Source organism: Aquamicrobium terrae (genome assembly GCF_040545735.1).
In the GTDB taxonomy this organism is placed as follows: domain Bacteria; phylum Pseudomonadota; class Alphaproteobacteria; order Rhizobiales; family Rhizobiaceae; genus Mesorhizobium; species Mesorhizobium terrae_A.
The window spans coordinates 15,189-33,024 of sequence record NZ_JBEPML010000010.1 but is presented as its reverse complement, the minus strand read 5'-3'; the positions used below and the strand labels follow the sequence as shown (position 1 = coordinate 33,024).

The following is a 17,836-nucleotide window of genomic DNA, read 5'->3' as shown; positions in this document are numbered from 1 at the left end:
GCATTCCCCGCCAGTCTGGAATTGCCAATGACGGGTGGATCTTCACATCGATAAAATCGAAACAGCTATCGATAACTCGACGTTGATTAATATGAGGCCGACCGTAAGCTGATCCGACACAACAGCCTGCACTCTGAGAGGATCTGCAAAAGGTTGGAACACGCCGGGCAAGCTCCTGCGCCGGCCCGTGTCGTTGCCGGAAACCCGACGCGATCGTCGACGGTTCCGGCATCGAATTCCGCAACAAAGGGAACATTCAATCGGGAGGAAACCTTGAAGTCAGTCATTCGCCTGTGTGCCTCGGCACTTCTCACCGCAGCTTTGTCGCTCAGCGCCTCCGGCATCTCGGCAGCCGCCGATCTGCTGGAACGGATCAAGGAAAAGGCCGAGATCGTCATCGGCACCGAGGCGCGCTATCCGCCGTTCGAGTTCGTCGAGAACGGCAAGGTCGTTGGCTACAACATCGATCTGTTCGATGCCGTCATGCAGGGCCTGCCCGAGGTGAAGGTGTCGAGGTTCGATCTCCCCTTCCAGGGCTTGCTTCCGGGCCTTCAGGCGCTGAAGTTCGATGCCATCGTCACCTCCGTGGCCGTCAACAAGAAGCGGTACGAGACGTATCGCCTGTCGCTTCCGGTCGCCGACGCGACGCTGACCTTCGTCAAGCGCAAGGGCGACGACACGCTGAACAAGGCAGAGGACCTGAGCGGCCGCATCGTCGGCTCGCAGGCCGGATCGGCGCAGCTCAAGGGCGCGGAAAACCTGTCGGCGGAACTGGAGGCGTCCGGCAAGGCGCCCATGAAAAGCATCCAGACCTATCTGGACTATAACGAAGCTTATGCGGACCTCGCCGCCGGCCGCATCGATGCGGTGGTGAACGCACTGCCGAACCTGCTTTACCTGCAGGCCCAGCGCGGAGACGTCTTCGAAACCGTACCTGCCACCTTCGGCCCCGCTTCTTATTTCAGCTGGGCTTTCCGCCAGGACGACGACAGCCGGCCGCTGGCCGACTTCATCGACGAGCGGCTTCGCACGCTGGCCGCCGACGGCACCATCGAGACGCTGCAGAAGAAGTGGTTCGGCTCCACCACTGCGCTGCCGACCGACACGCTGCCGGAACCGCAGAGCTGAGTCCGGCGAAGCCGGGGAGGTTTCTTGCCTCCCCGGCGTTCAGGCGGGCCGTTGCGCCGCCTCCCACGGTACAGGCCCCGGGCCGGACTGTCCGGCTCCGATTTTCCCCAAGGTGAACTCAAGTGGCTACCGTTTCCCTCATCTACGACAATCTGCCCATGCTGCTGTGGGGCGCGGGCATCACCGTGCTGGTGTCCGGCGTGGCGATCGTGCTCGGCATGCCGCTCGGCCTTGTGCTGTGCTTCGGCCTGACCTCTTCGCGTGCCTGGGTGCGTCATCTCTCGCGGCTCTACCAGAGTGTGTGGCGCGGCACGCCGATCCTGGTGCAGCTTCTCATCATCTACTATCTGCTGCCGTTTCTCGGCCTGAACGTGCCGCCTGTTCTTGCCGCGATCATCGCCCTGACCCTGAACACGGTGGCTTTCCAGGCGGAGATCTTCCGCGGCGGCCTGCTGGCGATCGCCCGTGGCCAGATGGAGGCCGCCCGTATGGTGGGGATACGCAAGTGGACGGCGCGCCGCCACGTGCTGGTGCCGCAGATCTTCCGTCTCGTGATTCCTTCGCTGGTCAATGAGACCATCAGCATCCTCAAGAACTCGTCCCTGGTATCGGTGATCGCCGTGACCGAACTGATGCGGGTCAGCCAGCAGATCGTCGCCACCACCTACCGCCCGTTCGAAATCTACATCGCCGCCGCCGTCATCTACATCGCAGTCAATTTCCTCCTGTCGCTGCTCGGCCGCGCCGCCGAACAGCGCCTCGCACGCGGGGTCTGAGCCATGACGCAGGTCTTCGAACTGTGGATTGAATATTGGCCGATGCTGGCGGCGGGCCTCGCCACCACGGCCTGGATCTGCGCGCTCGCCACCATGATCGGCATTGCTGTGGGGCTTCTCCTGGCCTGCCTGGACGGCGCCCGCTCCACGATCCTGCGCCGGACGGTGCGCGCCTATATCGAGATCATGCGCGGTCTGCCGATCCTGATCCTTCTGTTCGTGCTCTATTATGGCGGCCCGGGCATCGGTCTCAGGCTGAATGCGGAGACGGTCGGAGTCCTGGGTCTGGGCTTCTATGGTGCGGCCTATTTCGCGGAAATCTTCCGCTCCGGCTTCCACTCCATCCCCAAGGGACAGATCGAGGCCGCCCGCATGGCGGGCCTTTCCGCCGGGCAGATCATGCGCCATGTCAAGCTGCCGCAAATGCTGGCCTTGATTACCCCGCCGATGGTCAACCAGATCATCATACTGATCAAGGAATCGGCGGTGCTTTCCATCATCACCGTCGCCGAACTGACGAAGAACACCGCCCAGTTCGTGAACGAGACATATGCCGTCGTCGGTCCCTATCTCGCGGCCGCCCTGCTTTACTGGCTGCTGGTCGAGGCCGTCGCCCTGCTGGGCCGGACCGTCGAGCGCATGGTTCGCTACTAACCCATTTCCGCAGGACATCCTGCCCAGGAACGATCGGAAACAAGCATGATCTACGATCCCCCGAAACCCGTCATCAAGATCCGCAACCTGGTGAAGAGCTTCGGCCCATTCACCGCACTGTCCGGCATATCGCTCGACATCAACCCGTCGGAAGTGGTGTGCATCATCGGCCCATCCGGGTCGGGCAAGAGCACCCTGCTGCGCTGCACGGCCTTCCTCGAGGAATACACCAGCGGCGAGGTCGAGATCGAGGGCCGCCTGCTCGGATACAGAAAGACGCCGGCGGGAATGGTGCGCGAAAGCGAACGCAACATCGATACGGCCCGCCGCAATGTCGGCATGGTGTTCCAGCACTTCAACCTGTGGCCGCACATGACGGTGCTCGACAATGTCACGCTCGGGCCGCGTCTGACTAAGGGCGTCCCTGCCGCCGAGGTCAGCGAGAAGGGTCGGATCGCGCTGGCCAAGGTCGGCCTGGCGGATTTCACCGATCGCTACCCCTCCCGGCTCTCCGGCGGCCAGCAGCAGCGTGTCGCCATCGCCCGGGCGCTGGCCATGGAGCCGCATGTGATCCTCTTCGACGAGCCGACTTCCGCCCTCGACCCGCAATTGGTCGGGGAAGTGCTCGATGTCATGAAGCAGCTCGCCAATGAGGGCATCACCATGGTGGTGGTCACCCATGAAATGGGGTTCGCAGCCCAGGTCGCGAACCGGGTCGTGTTCATGGATCGCGGACAGGTGGTCGAGCAGGGTTCACCGGACAAGCTCTTCAACGAGCCGGAGAGCCCCCGACTGCAAGAGTTCCTCGACACCTGGCGCCAGCGCAACCTGCTGTTTCGCTCCGAGCCGCAACAGTTGGTAGCGGCCTGCTGACGGGCGTCCCGTTCAAGGCACGGCACACGGAAGAGAAACCTATAGAAGAATAGGTAGCAAGACTGTCGAGATAGCGGATGCTCCCGACATGAATGCACATGCATTGCGATAGACCGGCGATCTCGAGCGAACAGTGATCAAAACACACCGCATGCCACCGGGCCACCCAATGAATAGAGCCAATATCTATATGTTGAACCTCCAGCGATTACGGCACGTCCCAATCTGATGGAAGTACCCACGACGATGCACTCGGGTAAGTCGTTCCCAGTCATTGTGCTTCGGCGATAGCTGGACTGTTGAAACGACGCATGATGTGAATATTGCCTCAGCTTAGTTCTGCGGCAGGCGTCGCAACTATGCGGCGCGATCCTGCGCAGCCATCGGGGGCTGCAGGCTGCCGGGAATCGGGCATCGGTATGGCTGATGGCCCCGCTTTTCCAGAAGCTCGCTCTTAGCTTGCCGCACGGTCTGCGGTCTGGCGATAATGTCCAGCGCGGTCGAAACCATGATCGCCGCGGCATGGGCCATACCCTTATGCGCTGCCGGGCTCTTGCCTTGGGTTACCATCTGCCAGGTATGGAACTCCGTTCCAATGGCATAGCAAGCGCCATAGAGCGAAACAGTTGGCGTGACCCAGCTCACATCACCTACATCGGACGATCCCGCCCACAATTGCGCGGCACGCGGAATGACGCGATTGCTCAAGGGTTCATCCTTGCCAATCGGCGCTTGAAACTTCTCCAGTCCATAGCGAATCTGCTCCTCACTGAAACTGCGCCGAAGCGCGGTCGCGTAGGCGCGATCGTCGTCATCGAACTCGACCTCGCCGAAACGCTGGATGTGCTCGTAGAGCAGTTCGTCCAGCACCGAATTATAGATCACGTTAGAACAAGAATAGTCTGGCACAATCTCCACACGGGTTCCGGTCATGAGTGCTGCGCCTTGAGCCACCTGCTCTACCCTTTCCTGCAGGGTGGAGGCATCCACCACACTCTCTGAACGGATATAATAGATCACCTCGGCCTGCGCCTGAACGACATTGGGAAAGGGTCCACCAGCATCCGTGATTGCATAGTGAAGCTGGCAGCCGGGCGGAATATGTTCACGCAGATAGTTCGAGCCGACATTCATCAACTCGACTGCGTCGAGCGCGCTACGCCCTAGATGCGGCGCCGCCGAGGCATGGGAAGCTTGACCTTGGAAACGGAACTTCACCCTTAGCACGGCTAGCGACTGGTAAGCCTTGACCGCGGTGAAGCAGGCAGGATGCCAGTTAAGCGCGACATCGGCGTCATCAAAGGCACCTGCTCGCGCCATGAACGTCTTACCCGATCCTCCTTCTTCGGCCGGACAGCCATAATAGCGCACCCTGGCCTTGATTGCCTTAGAAGCAAGGATGTCCTTAAGCGCGACAGCAGCCAGCACGGTTCCACCGCAGAGCAGGTTATGCCCGCAGCCGTGACCATTGCCGCCTGCCACCACTGGCTTTGCCTGAACGGCGCCGGCCTCCTGACTCAAACTCGGTAAGGCATCGTACTCGCCAAGGAAGGCGATGACCGGGCCCTCTTCACCAACTTCGGCTGTGAAAGCCGTGGCCATGCCGGCAACGTTGCGCTCGATACGGAAGCCCTGTTTTTCCAGATAATCGATCTGGAGAGCCACGGCGGCGTGTTCATTGAAACATAGTTCCGGCGTGTCCCAGACGCCCTCGCTGATGCGCACTGCCTCGGGAACCCTTTGCGCGACGGCATCGAGGGCAATCTGGATATCGGTGTTGCTCATGCTGCTGCTCGCTCGCTACCGGCATTTTTTAGTATTCTCGACAGGAACGCTTTCGTTCGCTCCTCTTTCGGGTCCCCGAAGAATTCGGCGGCCGGCGCATATTCCACGATCTTGCCTTGGTCCATGAAGGCGACGGAGTCGGCCACTTCGCGGGCGAAGCTCATCTCGTGCGTGACGATCAGCATGGTCATCCCGGTCTCAGCCAGCCCGCGCATCACCTCGAGGACCTCGCCAACCAGTTCCGGGTCGAGCGCACTGGTGGGCTCGTCGAACAGCATCAGCTTCGGGTTCATTGCCAGGGCGCGGGCAATCGCTACACGCTGTTGCTGGCCACCCGATAACTGACGCGGATAGGCGTCAAGCTTGTCCGAGAGACCGACCTGCGTCATCAGCTTCTTGCCACGCTCGATAGCCTCATCCCGGTTCATGCCCAGAACCTGCACTGGCGCCTCGATCACGTTCTGGATCGCGGTCATGTGAGAAAAGAGATTAAAGCGCTGGAATACCATGCCGATGCCGAGACGTTGGCGAGCGATCTCGCTTTCACTGAGGGGGTAGAGGACATTGCCCTGCCGGCGATAGCCGATGAGGCTGCCATCGACATAGATTTCGCCTCCATTGATCTCCTCAAGATGGTTGACGCAACGGAGGAAGGTGGACTTGCCCGAGCCGGACCGACCGATCAGGCACGTCACTTCGCCCTTGGGCAAGGTGAAGTCGATGCCGTCAAGCACCTTCAGGGCTCCGAAACTTTTGGAAACCTTGCGAGCCATGACCATTGCGTTCATGTCATTGTCCTCCGGTAGGATCGATCACAGCCCTCGTTACAATGCATCTCGGGCACACAGCTTCTCGATGTATTTCTGGCCGATGCTCAAAATGCTGGTCATCAGCAGATACCAAGCACAGGCCACGATCAACATCGGGATTACCTGGAAGGTCCGCGCTGACACACCCTGCACCGAATAGAGCAGATCGTAGAGGGATATAACGCTGACCAGGGAGGTCATCTTCAGCATGCCGATCACCTGATTGCCGGTCGGCGGGATGATGACACGCAGCGCCTGCGGAAGAATGATGCGTCGCAGGGTCTTGACCCGCGACATACCCAGCGATTTGGCCGCCTCTTCCTGCCCATAGTCGATCGAGGCTATGCCCGCGCGCGTGATCTCGGCCATATATGCGGCCTCGTTCAAAGAGAGCCCGAGCAGGGCCGCGGTATAGGGGGTTATCAAGGCATTGGTCGAATATTCGGCAAGCACATCGCCGAACGGCAGACCGAACTGGATGACTGGATAGAGCGCTGCGAGATTGTACCAGAAGATGAGCTGGACCAGCACTGGCGTACCGCGGAACAGCCACAGATAGACATCGGCCGGATAGCGCAGCATGGGGTTGGACGACAGGGCCATCACCGCCAACACCAGACCGAGAATGATGCCGAGCGTCATGGCGACAACGGTTAACCAGATCGTCAAGCCGAGCCCGCTCAGCACGACCGGCGAAAACAAATACTCGGCAACAATATCCCAGCCAAAATTCTCATTGTAGATCATCGAGTTGACGATCCGCCACATGAGAAAGACCGCCACCGCACCGCCTATCCACCGCCAAGGGTGCCGGCGCGGCGCGATGATGATCGCCTCGCCGGAAGCCGCCTCCGACTCCATGCGGCCTCGGATGGAAGATTGTCCGCTCACGGAGATCGCGTTTTCCGGCGTCATTGTCGAAGGTCCTTAGGTTACGGCTTGGCCTGCGTGAGGGGGCGGGTCGTGGTCAAGTTGATTCCGGGCTCATCGAGACGGATGGCCTCGATCTCCCACTTCTTCATGACGAGATCATAGACACCCTCCTTGTGCACCGCCTTGAGGGCCGCCAGCAGTGCTTCAGCGAGCTCCATATTGTCTTTGTCGACGATCATGCCGTTGTACTTGCGCGGAAAGATATCCATCGGGATCACCTTGATCGGCTTCGGTGCCTTCCGCTTCAGTTCCGACGCCCCGATCAACTCATAAGTAATGAAATCGACCCGACCCGAATATAGGGCCACCTGGGCAGCCGCCGCTGAAGGGAAGTTGACGATTTCGATGAGCGGCTTGCCTTGCTTCTCGCAATAGGGGTTGAGCAAGTTCTTGACATTGTCGATATGGGTCGTGCCTTCCTGCCCGCCGACTTTACGGCCGCACAGCGTTCCCGGATCATCGCCGATGCGGGTATCATTCTCCAGCGCGACCACGCCGGCAATGATGAAGGCCACGTTGATGAAGGTCACCACCTTCTCGCGCTCTACCGTATCGGCCATGCATTCCATCGCCATGTCGAAGCGCTTGCTCTGGACGCCCGGGATCAAACCGGCAAAGGCTATCGACGACACTTCGAGCTCCACTCCAAGCTTCTGGGCCATCGCGTTCCAGATATCGGGCTCCCATCCCACTATGGTCTTGCCGTCCTCGGCGAAGCTTTCGCATGGCGGATACTGGGCATCGGTGGCGAGCTGGATCACGCCGGCCTTCCGGATTGCCTCCGGCAGCATGGCGTTGAGGGCGGGATCGGCCTTCAACGTGGGCATGGGCGTGCTGGGCGTTTCGGCCGCAAGACCCGGCGAAGCCGCCGCCCCCAGAGCCAGCGGCGCCAAACACAAGGCCGCAACGAGATTCCTTACAAAGTGCATTTCCGTTCTCCTCCCTGTCGTTAGGCTATTACTTGTTCCTATTCCTGTTCCTGTTTCTGAGCTGCGTCATCGAATAGCGGGTATGGACCGCGTCCTGATCGATTGTCAGTTCGATAAATGCCGGCCGGCCGGCGGCCAGTGCGCGATCGAAGGCAGGCGCGAACTCCGCGGTCGTCGCCACCCGCTCGGCGTGGGCGCCATAGGCGGTTGCAAGCATATGGAAATCAGGATTGACGAGCTGAGTTCCGTTCACTCGGCCATCGAGGCGGTTCTCCTCATGGATCCGGATGGTGCCATACATGTTGTTGTTGAACAGCACCACGACGATATTGGCGCCGTACTGAACTGCTGTTGCCAGTTCCTCGCCGCTCATCTGGTAGCAACCATCGCCAACGAAGCACACCACCGGCCGCTGCGGGTAGAGAAGCTTGGCCGAGATCGCCGCCGGGAGGCTGTATCCCATCGTGCCGCTGATCGGCCCGAGCTGGGTATGCAACTTGTGGTGCGAGAAATAGCGTTGGCTCCAAGTGGCATAGGCACCGACACCGTTGGTGACGATGGCATCCTGCGGCAGACGCTGGCGCAGCCATTTCATGACCGCCGGCAGGTCGATCGCCCCCGGACAGGCGCCGGGAGCCGTCTCCGCCTGGAAAGTCTGACGCAGATCGCGGGTCCATTGTGCCCGCGAGGTGCTGTCCACGGGTGCATGGGTGGCAAGCGCCCGGGCGAAGGCGTCGTTGTCCGCAAGCAGGGCGATGTCGGCCTGGAAGACGCGGTTCAATTCCTCGAAGCTGCTGGTGACATGGACGAGCTTCTGGCGCGGCACTGGGATGGCAAACAGGGTGAAGCCTTCCATATAGCCAGCGCCGATCGTGTTCACGTCGCTCAGCGCGTCGTTGCACATGATGACAAGGTCACTGTCTTTTATATGGGCGAGCAGAGCCGGGTTCGAGCCGATCCCGATCTCGCCAACATAGCATTCCAGGTCGTGGTCGATGATATCCCGGCGGCGGAACGTGGTGACCACCGGCACATTGTTGACGCGGGCGAAAGTCTGGATGTCTTCGCGTGCCGCCTCGCTCCAGCCAGAGCCGCCGACCACGAGAAGCGGTTTTTTGGCCTGCGAAAGCAGGTCGAACACCCGCTCAACCGAGGCAGCATCCGGGGAGCCGGCCACGGCGCGTTCATAAGGCTTGCCGGGCTGGACCTCACACTCCTCCTCGAAGACGTCTTCCGGTACAACCAGGACGACCGGCCCCATGCGACCCGTCATCGCGGTGTGATAGGCGCGCTGAATGAATTCGGGAATGCGCGCAGGATCGTCGATCTGGGCGACCCATTTGGTCATCGGGGCGAACATGGTGCGGAAGTCGTAGGACATGAAGGCCTCGCGCTCCATCAGTTCGCGCTTCACCTGCCCGACGATCAGGATCATCGGCGACGAATCCTGATAGGCTGTGTGCACGGCATTCACGGCATTGGTGGCGCCGGGACTTCTGGTCACGAACGCCAAGCCCGGCCTGCCGGTCAGCTTGCCATAGGCCTCCGCCATCTGAGCGGAGCCGTTTTCATGACGACACGAAATCAGGCGAATCGAAGGATGACGCAGGGAAAGCGCATCGAGCGCCGACAAGAAGCTTTCGCCGGGAACATGGTATATGAGTTCCGCCCCGTTGAGCGCCAACTCGTCGGCCAGTATTTCGCTGCCTTTTCTCTTGACCATACTGCTCTCGCTTTCGCCCACGCTCCCGGCGGGCCATCCTGAATGCCGCATCCTGTTACCGTCCGTCCTCAGCCGATGACGAAGGGATTGGCAATCTCCTCGGCCGTGGATATCCACACGGCCTTGGTCTGCAGATATTCCCTGATCCCCTCGACACCGTTTTCGCGGCCGATGCCACTCTTCTTGTAGCCGCCGAAGGGCGTTGTATAGGAAATGTCGCGATAGGTGTTGATCCATACGCTTCCGGCATCGAGTCTTTCCGACATCAGCAGCGCACGCTTCATGTCGGAGGTCCAAATGCCCGCCGCGAGGCCGAACTCGCTGTCATTGGCGATGGCGACGGCCTCCTCCACCTCGTCGAAGGCGATAGTCGAAAGAACCGGCCCGAACACCTCCTCGCGGGCGATCCGCATGTCGTTATTCACGCCCGCGAAGATGGTCGGCTCCACAAAGAAGCCGGTCGCGCATTCGTCCAGATCGGGGCGCTTGCCGCCCAGAATCAGCTCGGCGCCTTCCTGTCGGGCAATGTCCACATAGCCGAGTACGCGCTCATACTGCATGCGATTGGCAATAGGGCCGATCTGGGTCTGCACGTTGCGCGGGTCGCCGACGCGGGCGGATTTCGTAAAGGCCGCGAGCTTTTCGACAAACTCATCATGGATGCTGCGATGAACCAGCAGGCGCGATCCGGCAATGCAGGTCTGTCCCGTGGCCCCGAAGATGCCGCCGACCACGCCACGAACCGCATTGTTCAGATCAGCATCGCCGAAGACGATGTTGGGCGACTTGCCACCGAGTTCGAGGCTGACGCGCTTCACGTCCTTCGCCGCCAGCGAATAGAGATGGGAACCGGTGGCAGTGGAACCCGTGAAGCCGACATGACGGGTCAGCGGATGGGTGACGAGGGGCTCGCCGACCTCCTTGCCGAAGCCGGTCACGACATTGATAACACCCGGCGGGAAGCCCGCTGCCTCGACCAGTTCCATAAGCTTGAGCGCGGTCGCGGACGTATGCTCCGCCGGCTTCATCACGATGGTGTTGCCCGCAGCCAACGCGGGCGCGGCCTTCAGCGAAAACAGCAGTAGCGGCGCATTCCAGGGCACAATGCCGACGCAGACGCCGAGCGGCTCATGGCGCGAGAAGCTCAGCGCCGGCTTGTCGCACGGGTGGACGACGCCCTCGATCTTGTCGGCCAGGCCGGCATAGTAATAGTACCATTTGGGGAGATAGCGGATCTGGTGCTGCATTTCTGCCAGCAGACGGCCATTGTCGCGCACCTCGACATCAGCCAGAGTGTCGGCATTCTCCTCCATCAGCACACCGAGCCGATGGATTAGCTTGGCGCGCTCGGACGGATGCATGCGTCCCCACGGCCCCTCCTTGAAAGCCTTGTGTGCGACGCGAATGGCGCGGTCTGCATCTTCGGCATTGCCCCGCGCCACCAGCGCCCAGGGCTTTGCCGTGAACGGATCAATCGTCTCAAAATATTCGCCGCTCGACGGCTCGACCCATTCGCCGCCGATATACATCTTCAGTTTCGGCATCTCGTCCATTTGCCTGACAATCCTCTTGCTGGCACCGCACTCCGCCGCAACCCTTCACGCCTCGCCCGGGTTACCGCCGCAAATCTACACTATCAAATCAAATGCATAATAATATACATTTAGACCTGAATAATCGTGAAATCTTATTGATGTCAAGGAGGAGATTGCAGGGGACCTCCCCGGACAAACGCGCGCCGCACCTCCCTCGCTTGCACCAATTTCGCGAATTCTCAATGAATTTGTTGTCGATTTCCCGACTGCGGCAACAGGCGTACCCACAATGACACTAGACAATGCGCCTGAACTCGGCGTATCAATCCACACAAGATATGATATTATAATAGGAAGCGGGGAGAGAATGGCGAACGAACTTCAAAACTCGCAACCCCTTTACGAGCAAATCAAATTGGCAATCGAAAAGCGCATACGCGGCGACGAATGGCCGGCCGATTTCCGGGTGCCTTCCGAAGAATCGCTGGCCGAAGAATTCGGCGCCTCTTCCCTGACCGTGCGCCGGGCGCTGCGGGAGCTTCAATCGGAAGGCATGCTGGTTCGCATCCAGGGGCGTGGCACCTTCGTCGTCGGTCCCCGCATGCAATGCGCCATATTCGACTTACCGGACGTTTCCGAGGAAATCGCCCTGAGTGGCGGCGTACATACCAGCGAGGTGCTCTTTCTGGGCGTCGTGCCGCCGGAAAGCCTGTTCGCCGGCATGCTGCCCCTGCCCTATGACGGACCCGTTTACCACTCACGTCTGCTTCACAAGGAAGACGGCACGCCCATCCAAATCGAGGATCGCTTTGTCAACTCGGTAGAGGCCCCTGACTATCTGAAACAGGACTTCACACGCATCACGCCTCACGCCTACCTGCTGCGGGAAACCGAGGTTACCTATGTCGACAACACGATCCGGGCTATACGGGCTGACGAGGACAGCAGACGCGCCCTAGAGATAGACGGCAACCAGCCCTGTCTCCTGCTCGATCGCCGTACCTGGCGCGACGGCGTGCCCGTCACCCGCAGCCGCTTCCTTTATCCCGGCGACCGGTACCGGTTGCGCAGTTCACATGAAGCCACACCCAGCCGGACTGGCGCCACGCAACAGCGAGGTGCCGCGGCATCAAGGAGAATCCGATGAGAGACTACGTTGCCCGCCTGCGTGAACGCGGAGATCTGCTTGTCGTGGACAAAGAGATCGACCCCTTCCACGAACTGGCGGCCGTCACTCATATGGCCCAGAAGCGCTGGGGCAAGCCGATTCTGTTCACCAACGTCAAAGGCACGCGCTTTCCTGTCGTTACCAACGTCTACGGCTCGCGAGATCGTCTGGCAGAGGTAATCGGCATCGATTCCGCCGACTTCTGCCGCCAGTGGAGCAACCTCGCCAATCTAGGCTCCGCAAGCATCGGCGAACCCTTCATCAAGGTGGAGGACTCCGAACTGAAGGAATGCAAGCTGTCGGACTTGCCGCTCATCACCTATTCCGACCGTGATGCCGCACCTTATTTCACCTCGGCCATGTTCATCGCCAAAGATCCCGAGACTGGGGTCGGCAACCTGTCGTATCATCGGTCCATGTATGTGAACGACAACGAGTTGCGCTGTCGCCTAGCACCGCGTCATCACCTCACCATCTACCACGAGAAGGCCGAGAAGATGGGCAAGCCACTGGAGGCGGCAATGCTGATCGGTGCGCCGGCGACATCCTTTCTCACCGCTGCAGCGCCGCTGGCCTATGACGTAGACGAGCTCGAGGTCGCAGCCAGGCTTAAGGGCAGTCCCATTGCCATGCGCAAGTGCAAATATATCGACCTCGAAGTCCCCGCCGATACCGAGATCGTCATCGAGGGTCGTTTCCTGCCCAACGAACGCCGACCCGAGGGGCCATTCGGCGAATTCATGGGCTATTATGTGCCTGAAGGCCCGAATGCAGTGTTCGAGGTTTTAGGGGTGACCGTGCGACGCGATGCCATGTTCCACAGCATCCTGTGCGGTTCGGCCGAGGAGGTTCTGACGCTGGAACTGTCGGTGTCCGCCAACATCTTCCAGCGGTTGAGCGCGGCGCTGCCCGGCATCCTCGACGTCACTTGCCAGCCCTTCGTCAACCATGCCGTGATCAAGATCGACCAGCAATTCGAGGGCCACGCTCGCCAGGTCATGCTGGCCACGATCGGCGCCGAGCCGATCTGGGCCAAGGTGATCACCGTCGTCGACGAGGACGTTGACATCTACAGCATGGACGACGTGATGTGGGCGACGCTGACCCGCTGCCGCCCTGACAAGGATATGATTATCATTCCCGAAACGCCGTCCTTCTATCGTGACGAGGCCAAGGATCACTGGGGCCGCTTGCTCGTGGACGCCACCAAGCCATTCCATCGCAAGGCCGAATTCGAGCGCAAGAAGATCCGCCTTGCTGACAAGGTCGACCTGGCTGACTGGTTCGAAAACGCATGAGCGAACCGGCTGCATTCCGGCAGGAGGGCGGGGCAGAACCGCCGCCCCGCATCATCGTCGGTATCAGCGGCGCATCCGGCGCCGTCTATGGCGTCAGGGCGCTCGACCAACTCAAGGCCGCTGGCATTGAGACCCACCTTATCGTGACGCGGTCGGCGCATCTGACACTTGCCCAGGAACTGGACATGCGGCCGGCGGAGGTCGCCGAACGGGCCAGCGTCTGCCACAATGTACAAGATATCGGAGCTTCGATCTCCAGCGGCTCGTTCCGGACGCTTGGCATGCTGATAGCGCCCTGCTCCATAAGAACGATGTCTGAAATTGCCTCGGGAGTAACCTCCAGCCTCATGAGTCGCGCCGCGGACGTGGTGCTGAAGGAGCGCCGCAAGCTCGTGCTGATGCTGCGTGAGACACCTCTTCATCTCGGCCATCTCAGGACGATGACTTCCCTTGCAGAAATGGGGGCAATTCTTATGCCGCCGGTTCCGGCGTTCTACGCCAAGCCACGCTCGCTCGATGAGATGGTAGACCACAGCGTCGGCCGCGCACTCGATCTGTTCGGCATCGACAGCGGCAAGGTGGAGCGGTGGAAGGGAATGAGCGCCGACCGTGAAGCTAGCCTGAAGCCCGGCGGCGGCGCCTCCTGACGAAGCCGGAACCTTGCAGATGCGAACCCTCATGACTGTCGAGCAATCCACCAACCGCCCTCCCCGCCGGCGGCCGGTGCATGGCGCGACCATCGGCATCATCGTGCTCGACACCGGGTTCGAGCGCCTTCCAGGCGATGTCGCCAACGCCATGACGTGGCGGTTTCCGGTCCATTACCATGTCGTGACTGGAGTGCGCCCGCAGGATGTGATCGAGGGCAATCCCGAAAAGGCCCTACCAGCCTTTTATGACGCAATCGATCGGCTGACAGAGCTAGGCGTGGACGGCATCGCCACCAGTTGCGGGTTCCTGGCCATGGTACATCCACAATTGCGCGCCTATAGCAGCGTGCCGGTCGCCTCCTCCAGCCTGATGCAAATTCCACTTGTACTGCAGACCCTGCCGGTCGACCGGACGGTCGGCGTCATCATTTCCGACCGCAAGTCGATAACAGACCAGCATTTCCTCAATGTCGGTGCGCCTGTGGACCTACCACTCGGTGAGCTTGCTTTCGACGGGCCAATCCGCGCCAACATGCGCAACAACGCCGCTCGGGTCTCCTATGCAGCACAGGAGCGCGACGCGTTCCAAACGGTGGAGCGCATGCTGGCCGAAACGCCGTCTATCGGCGCCCTAGTCAGCGAATGTGCCAACCTGCCACCCTATTCCCGAGCCATCCAGCGGACCTTTGGCGTGCCGGTCTACGATGTTGTCTCACTGGTCGAGTGGTTGCACGCGGGCCTCAGGCCTCGCAACTTCCACTCCGAACCCCTTCCCTGAACGCGGCGCGATGGGGGCGTTCGACCTGATCGTGGTTGGCGGCGGCCTCGTGGGAGCCGCCCTCGCCTGGGGCGCGCAGATCGCCGGTGCTAATGTCGTCCTTCTCGACGAAGGCGACGTCGCCTTCCGGGCGGCCCGCGGTAATTTTGGTCTGGTATGGTTGCAAGGCAAAGGCGTCGGTATCCCGCCCTATATGCACTGGTCACTTCGGGCCGGGCGGATGTGGCCGGACTTCGCCGAGCGGCTGAGTACCGCCGTTTCCTTCGACATCGGCTGGCGGCAGCCTGGAGGGCTACAATTCTGTTTCAGCGAAGCAGAAATCGCCAAACGCCGCGACATCATCGCCCGTACGCAAGCAGACGGCGGCGACATCGACATTTCCATCCTGGACCGGGCCGATTTGCGGGCGCTGTTACCGGACATAGGCGACGAGGTAGTGGGCGCGTCCTTTTCATCGCTCGACGGCCACGTCAGCCCACTCTATTTACTGCGAGCCCTGCAACTGGCGTTCCAGGCCGCTGGCGGCCACTATCGGCCGGGTTTCCGGGTTGAACACATCAATGCGGAAACAGGCGCGTTTCGGGCGTCTAGTCAAATTGGCAGCGTCTTGGGCCGGCGCATCGTTCTGGCCGCTGGGCTGGGCGCCGCCAAGCTCGCGCCGCAGATGGGACTGTCGATGCCGGTGAAGCCCGAGCGGGGGCAGATCGTTGTGACCGAGCGGGTAAAGTCGTTCCTGCCCTATGCTACCAACTGCGTCCGCCAATCGGTCGAAGGCACGGTCCTGCTCGGCAGCAGCCATGAGGAGCGGGGTTTCGACGAAGGAACCGATGTGGCCACTACGGCCGCGCTCTGCAGGACGGCCGCGCGTGTCTTTCCCGCGCTGGCCGATGCCACGGTCGTGCGCAGTTGGGGCTCGTTGCGCGTCATGACACCCGACGGCCTGCCCATCTACGAGGAATCCGCGCGTTATCCAGGCGCCTTTGCCGTGACCTGCCATAGCGGCGTCACCCTGGCCAGCGTCCATGCGCTGGAAATCGGCCCAGCACTGGTACAAGGCCGGTTGCCTTCGCATCTTTCGAGCTTCACAAGCGAGAGGTTCGATGTTCACCAGAGTTGAATGCAGTTCTGCGCTGCCCGCAGGCGACAATGTCCTGATCTTCGAGGGGTCGCAGCTTCCCTTCCGGCCCGGTGACAGCGTTGCCGCAGCACTTCTGGAGGCCGGGGTTTCGCCACTGCGAAAGAACCCAGTCGATGAAAGTCCGCGAGCCCCCTTTTGCATGATGGGGGTGTGCTTCGAGTGTCTGGTCGAGATTGACGGCAAGCAGAATCAACAATCCTGCCTGACCAGGGCCCATCCCGGCATGGTCGTCAGACGCCAGCGTGGTGCGAGGACGCTCGCATGAGTAACCTATGGGACGCCATCGTGATCGGCGCCGGGCCGGCCGGGATGATGGCTGCCACGACGCTGGCCGAAGGCGGTGCACGCACGCTCATCATCGACGAACAACCGGCGCCCGGCGGCCAGGTCTACCGTGCTGTCGAACGCAATAGTCAGAACGCGACACTCACCACAGTACTTGGCCCCGACTATGCGAATGGCGCTGCGCTGGTGGCCCGGCTGCGCGCCAGTGCTGCCGAGCTGCGCTTCAACACGAGTGTGTGGCGCGTCGATACTGACGGCACTGTTTGGACGAAGGCCGACGCCAAGGTCGAACGGTTACGGGCAAAGGCCCTCGTCCTCACCTCCGGAGCGATCGAGCGGCCGGTTCCGATACCCGGCTGGACGCTGCCGGGCATCATGACGATCGGCGCCTTGCAGATCATGCTCAAGGATGCCGGACTTCGCCCTTCCGGTCGTCTCGTGCTGGCCGGCTGTGGTCCACTATTCTACCTGTTCGCTGCCCAGTGCCTCCAAGCCGGGATCTCCGATCTGGTACTTCTCGACACGGCCGTGCGCGCCAATCTTGTCCCTGCACTGCGCTATCTGCCGAAAGCCATCTTCGGCCATGGTCCGCGTTATCTGTGGAAAGGTCTCGGCCTGGTAGCGAAACTGCACCGACACGGAGTGAAAATCCATCGTCAGGTCTCCAACCTTCATATTGAGGGGACCGAGCGTGCAAGCGCAGTTAGTTTCAACGTCGGCACACGCTCCCACCGCATCGACTGTGACTTGGTCGCCTTGCACGAGGGCATAATCCCGAACCAGCAGATCGCCAGATCCATCGGCTGTGCCCACCAATGGGACGAGAGGCAACAGTGTTTCCGGCCGATCCTCGACCCCATGGGAGAAAGTTCCGTTCCCGGTATCTTCATCGCCGGTGATGGCGGCGGCATCGTGGGGGCCGAGGCAAGCGCCCATTGCGGCACACTCTGCGCGCTGGTGATCCTGAAACGTCTCGACAAGATTCACGAAACCGAATTTGCAAGCAGGCAGACGGCCACGCAGCGGGCGTATGCCGCCCATTTGACGGTCAGACCCTTCCTCGACCGACTCTACCGTCCACGCAGGGAAATCCTTTTTCCAGCCGACGAGGTAGTCGTATGCCGTTGCGAGGCGATTCGTGCCGGCAGCATCCGGGAGGTCGTCCGCCAAGGCTGTCTCGGACCGAACCAGACCAAGGCTTTCCTGCGCGCGGGCATGGGCCCTTGCCAGGGCCGCATGTGCGGCCCTACGGTCAGCGCCATCATCGCCTGCGAAACCCGCCAGACCCTTGATGCGACCGGATATTACCGCATCCGTGCGCCGCTGAAGCCCGTTACAGTCGGCGAACTGGCCAGCCAATATGGAGAGGATTGA

The 17,836-nt window shown here is 61.0% G+C and carries 17 protein-coding genes; 11 read left to right on the top strand and 6 right to left on the bottom strand.

The genetic code is table 11. The annotated features are described in order from the left end of the window. Positions 1–273: 273 nt before the first annotated feature. From ABID37_RS14910 to ABID37_RS14895, 4 genes are all read left to right on the top strand, one after another. On the top strand, positions 274–1,128 hold the full coding sequence (locus ABID37_RS14910; protein ID WP_354196095.1) for a transporter substrate-binding domain-containing protein: 855 nt from the start codon (positions 274–276) through the stop codon (positions 1,126–1,128). Positions 1,129–1,250: 122 nt separating this feature from the next. Beyond that, positions 1,251–1,904, top strand: a complete 654-nt coding sequence (locus ABID37_RS14905) for an amino acid ABC transporter permease (RefSeq protein WP_354196093.1) — start codon at positions 1,251–1,253, stop codon at positions 1,902–1,904. A 3-nt stretch (positions 1,905–1,907) separates the two neighbouring features. Further along, the gene (locus ABID37_RS14900) at positions 1,908–2,558 is read left to right on the top strand and encodes an amino acid ABC transporter permease (protein ID WP_354196091.1); all 651 of its coding nucleotides are present in this window, start codon (positions 1,908–1,910) and stop codon (positions 2,556–2,558) included. A gap of 45 nt (positions 2,559–2,603) precedes the next feature. After that, positions 2,604–3,431, top strand: a complete 828-nt coding sequence (locus ABID37_RS14895) for an amino acid ABC transporter ATP-binding protein (protein WP_354196089.1) — start codon at positions 2,604–2,606, stop codon at positions 3,429–3,431. A 357-nt stretch (positions 3,432–3,788) separates the two neighbouring features. Here the strand turns inward: ABID37_RS14895 and ABID37_RS14890 are convergent, their stop codons facing one another. The 6 genes from ABID37_RS14890 to ABID37_RS14865 all read right to left on the bottom strand — a co-directional run bounded on the left by ABID37_RS14890 (position 3,789) and on the right by ABID37_RS14865 (position 11,163). After that, entirely contained in the window at positions 3,789–5,216 is a 1,428-nt protein-coding gene (locus tag ABID37_RS14890; RefSeq protein WP_354196087.1) for an amidohydrolase, read from the bottom strand. Continuing rightward, positions 5,213–6,004, bottom strand: a complete 792-nt coding sequence (locus ABID37_RS14885) for an amino acid ABC transporter ATP-binding protein (RefSeq protein ID WP_354196085.1) — start codon at positions 6,002–6,004, stop codon at positions 5,213–5,215. Before ABID37_RS14885 ends, ABID37_RS14890 begins: the two co-directional genes overlap by 4 nt. A 36-nt stretch (positions 6,005–6,040) precedes the next feature. Then, on the bottom strand, positions 6,041–6,940 hold the full coding sequence (locus ABID37_RS14880; protein ID WP_354196083.1) for an amino acid ABC transporter permease: 900 nt from the start codon (positions 6,938–6,940) through the stop codon (positions 6,041–6,043). 17 nt (positions 6,941–6,957) lie between these two features. Beyond that, on the bottom strand, positions 6,958–7,851 hold the full coding sequence (locus ABID37_RS14875; protein ID WP_354196081.1) for a transporter substrate-binding domain-containing protein: 894 nt from the start codon (positions 7,849–7,851) through the stop codon (positions 6,958–6,960). Between the two features lie 64 nt (positions 7,852–7,915). Continuing rightward, the gene (locus tag ABID37_RS14870; protein ID WP_354196079.1) at positions 7,916–9,610 is read right to left on the bottom strand and encodes a thiamine pyrophosphate-binding protein; all 1,695 of its coding nucleotides are present in this window, start codon (positions 9,608–9,610) and stop codon (positions 7,916–7,918) included. 68 nt (positions 9,611–9,678) lie between these two features. Beyond that, positions 9,679–11,163 (bottom strand): aldehyde dehydrogenase, encoded by a 1,485-nt coding sequence (locus ABID37_RS14865; RefSeq protein WP_354196077.1) that lies wholly within the window; start codon positions 11,161–11,163, stop codon positions 9,679–9,681. A 349-nt stretch (positions 11,164–11,512) separates the two neighbouring features. Here ABID37_RS14865 and hutC point away from each other — a divergent pair, with 349 nt between their 5' ends. From hutC to ABID37_RS14830, 7 genes are read left to right on the top strand one after another with little or no spacing between them, the layout of a single operon-like run. Further along, on the top strand, positions 11,513–12,292 hold the full coding sequence (gene hutC, locus ABID37_RS14860; RefSeq protein WP_354196075.1) for a histidine utilization transcriptional repressor HutC: 780 nt from the start codon (positions 11,513–11,515) through the stop codon (positions 12,290–12,292). Beyond that, entirely contained in the window at positions 12,289–13,611 is a 1,323-nt protein-coding gene (locus ABID37_RS14855) for a UbiD family decarboxylase (RefSeq protein ID WP_354196073.1), read from the top strand. Before hutC ends, ABID37_RS14855 begins: the two co-directional genes overlap by 4 nt. Further along, entirely contained in the window at positions 13,608–14,258 is a 651-nt protein-coding gene (locus ABID37_RS14850; RefSeq protein ID WP_354196071.1) for a UbiX family flavin prenyltransferase, read from the top strand. Before ABID37_RS14855 ends, ABID37_RS14850 begins: the two co-directional genes overlap by 4 nt. A gap of 31 nt (positions 14,259–14,289) precedes the next feature. Beyond that, entirely contained in the window at positions 14,290–15,039 is a 750-nt protein-coding gene (locus ABID37_RS14845; RefSeq protein ID WP_354196069.1) for an aspartate/glutamate racemase family protein, read from the top strand. A 10-nt stretch (positions 15,040–15,049) separates the two neighbouring features. Then, positions 15,050–16,156 (top strand): NAD(P)/FAD-dependent oxidoreductase, encoded by a 1,107-nt coding sequence (locus ABID37_RS14840; protein WP_354196067.1) that lies wholly within the window; start codon positions 15,050–15,052, stop codon positions 16,154–16,156. Next, a complete protein-coding gene (locus ABID37_RS14835; protein WP_354196065.1) occupies positions 16,140–16,442 on the top strand; it encodes a (2Fe-2S)-binding protein in 303 nt (100 codons plus the stop codon). Before ABID37_RS14840 ends, ABID37_RS14835 begins: the two co-directional genes overlap by 17 nt. Further along, entirely contained in the window at positions 16,439–17,836 is a 1,398-nt protein-coding gene (locus ABID37_RS14830; protein ID WP_354196063.1) for an FAD-dependent oxidoreductase, read from the top strand. Before ABID37_RS14835 ends, ABID37_RS14830 begins: the two co-directional genes overlap by 4 nt.

Coding starts and splice junctions, on each gene's coding strand:
- ABID37_RS14850 (WP_354196071.1), top strand. CDS start 13,608: ATGAGCGAACCGGCTGCATTCCGGCAGGAGGGCGGGGCAGAACCGCCG.
- ABID37_RS14835 (WP_354196065.1), top strand. CDS start 16,140: ATGTTCACCAGAGTTGAATGCAGTTCTGCGCTGCCCGCAGGCGACAAT.
- ABID37_RS14880 (WP_354196083.1), bottom strand. CDS start 6,940: ATGACGCCGGAAAACGCGATCTCCGTGAGCGGACAATCTTCCATCCGA.
- ABID37_RS14885 (WP_354196085.1), bottom strand. CDS start 6,004: ATGAACGCAATGGTCATGGCTCGCAAGGTTTCCAAAAGTTTCGGAGCC.
- ABID37_RS14865 (WP_354196077.1), bottom strand. CDS start 11,163: ATGGACGAGATGCCGAAACTGAAGATGTATATCGGCGGCGAATGGGTC.
- ABID37_RS14840 (WP_354196067.1), top strand. CDS start 15,050: ATGGGGGCGTTCGACCTGATCGTGGTTGGCGGCGGCCTCGTGGGAGCC.
- ABID37_RS14830 (WP_354196063.1), top strand. CDS start 16,439: ATGAGTAACCTATGGGACGCCATCGTGATCGGCGCCGGGCCGGCCGGG.
- ABID37_RS14900 (WP_354196091.1), top strand. CDS start 1,908: ATGACGCAGGTCTTCGAACTGTGGATTGAATATTGGCCGATGCTGGCG.
- ABID37_RS14870 (WP_354196079.1), bottom strand. CDS start 9,610: ATGGTCAAGAGAAAAGGCAGCGAAATACTGGCCGACGAGTTGGCGCTC.
- ABID37_RS14845 (WP_354196069.1), top strand. CDS start 14,290: ATGACTGTCGAGCAATCCACCAACCGCCCTCCCCGCCGGCGGCCGGTG.
- ABID37_RS14895 (WP_354196089.1), top strand. CDS start 2,604: ATGATCTACGATCCCCCGAAACCCGTCATCAAGATCCGCAACCTGGTG.
- hutC (WP_354196075.1), top strand. CDS start 11,513: ATGGCGAACGAACTTCAAAACTCGCAACCCCTTTACGAGCAAATCAAA.
- ABID37_RS14855 (WP_354196073.1), top strand. CDS start 12,289: ATGAGAGACTACGTTGCCCGCCTGCGTGAACGCGGAGATCTGCTTGTC.
- ABID37_RS14890 (WP_354196087.1), bottom strand. CDS start 5,216: ATGAGCAACACCGATATCCAGATTGCCCTCGATGCCGTCGCGCAAAGG.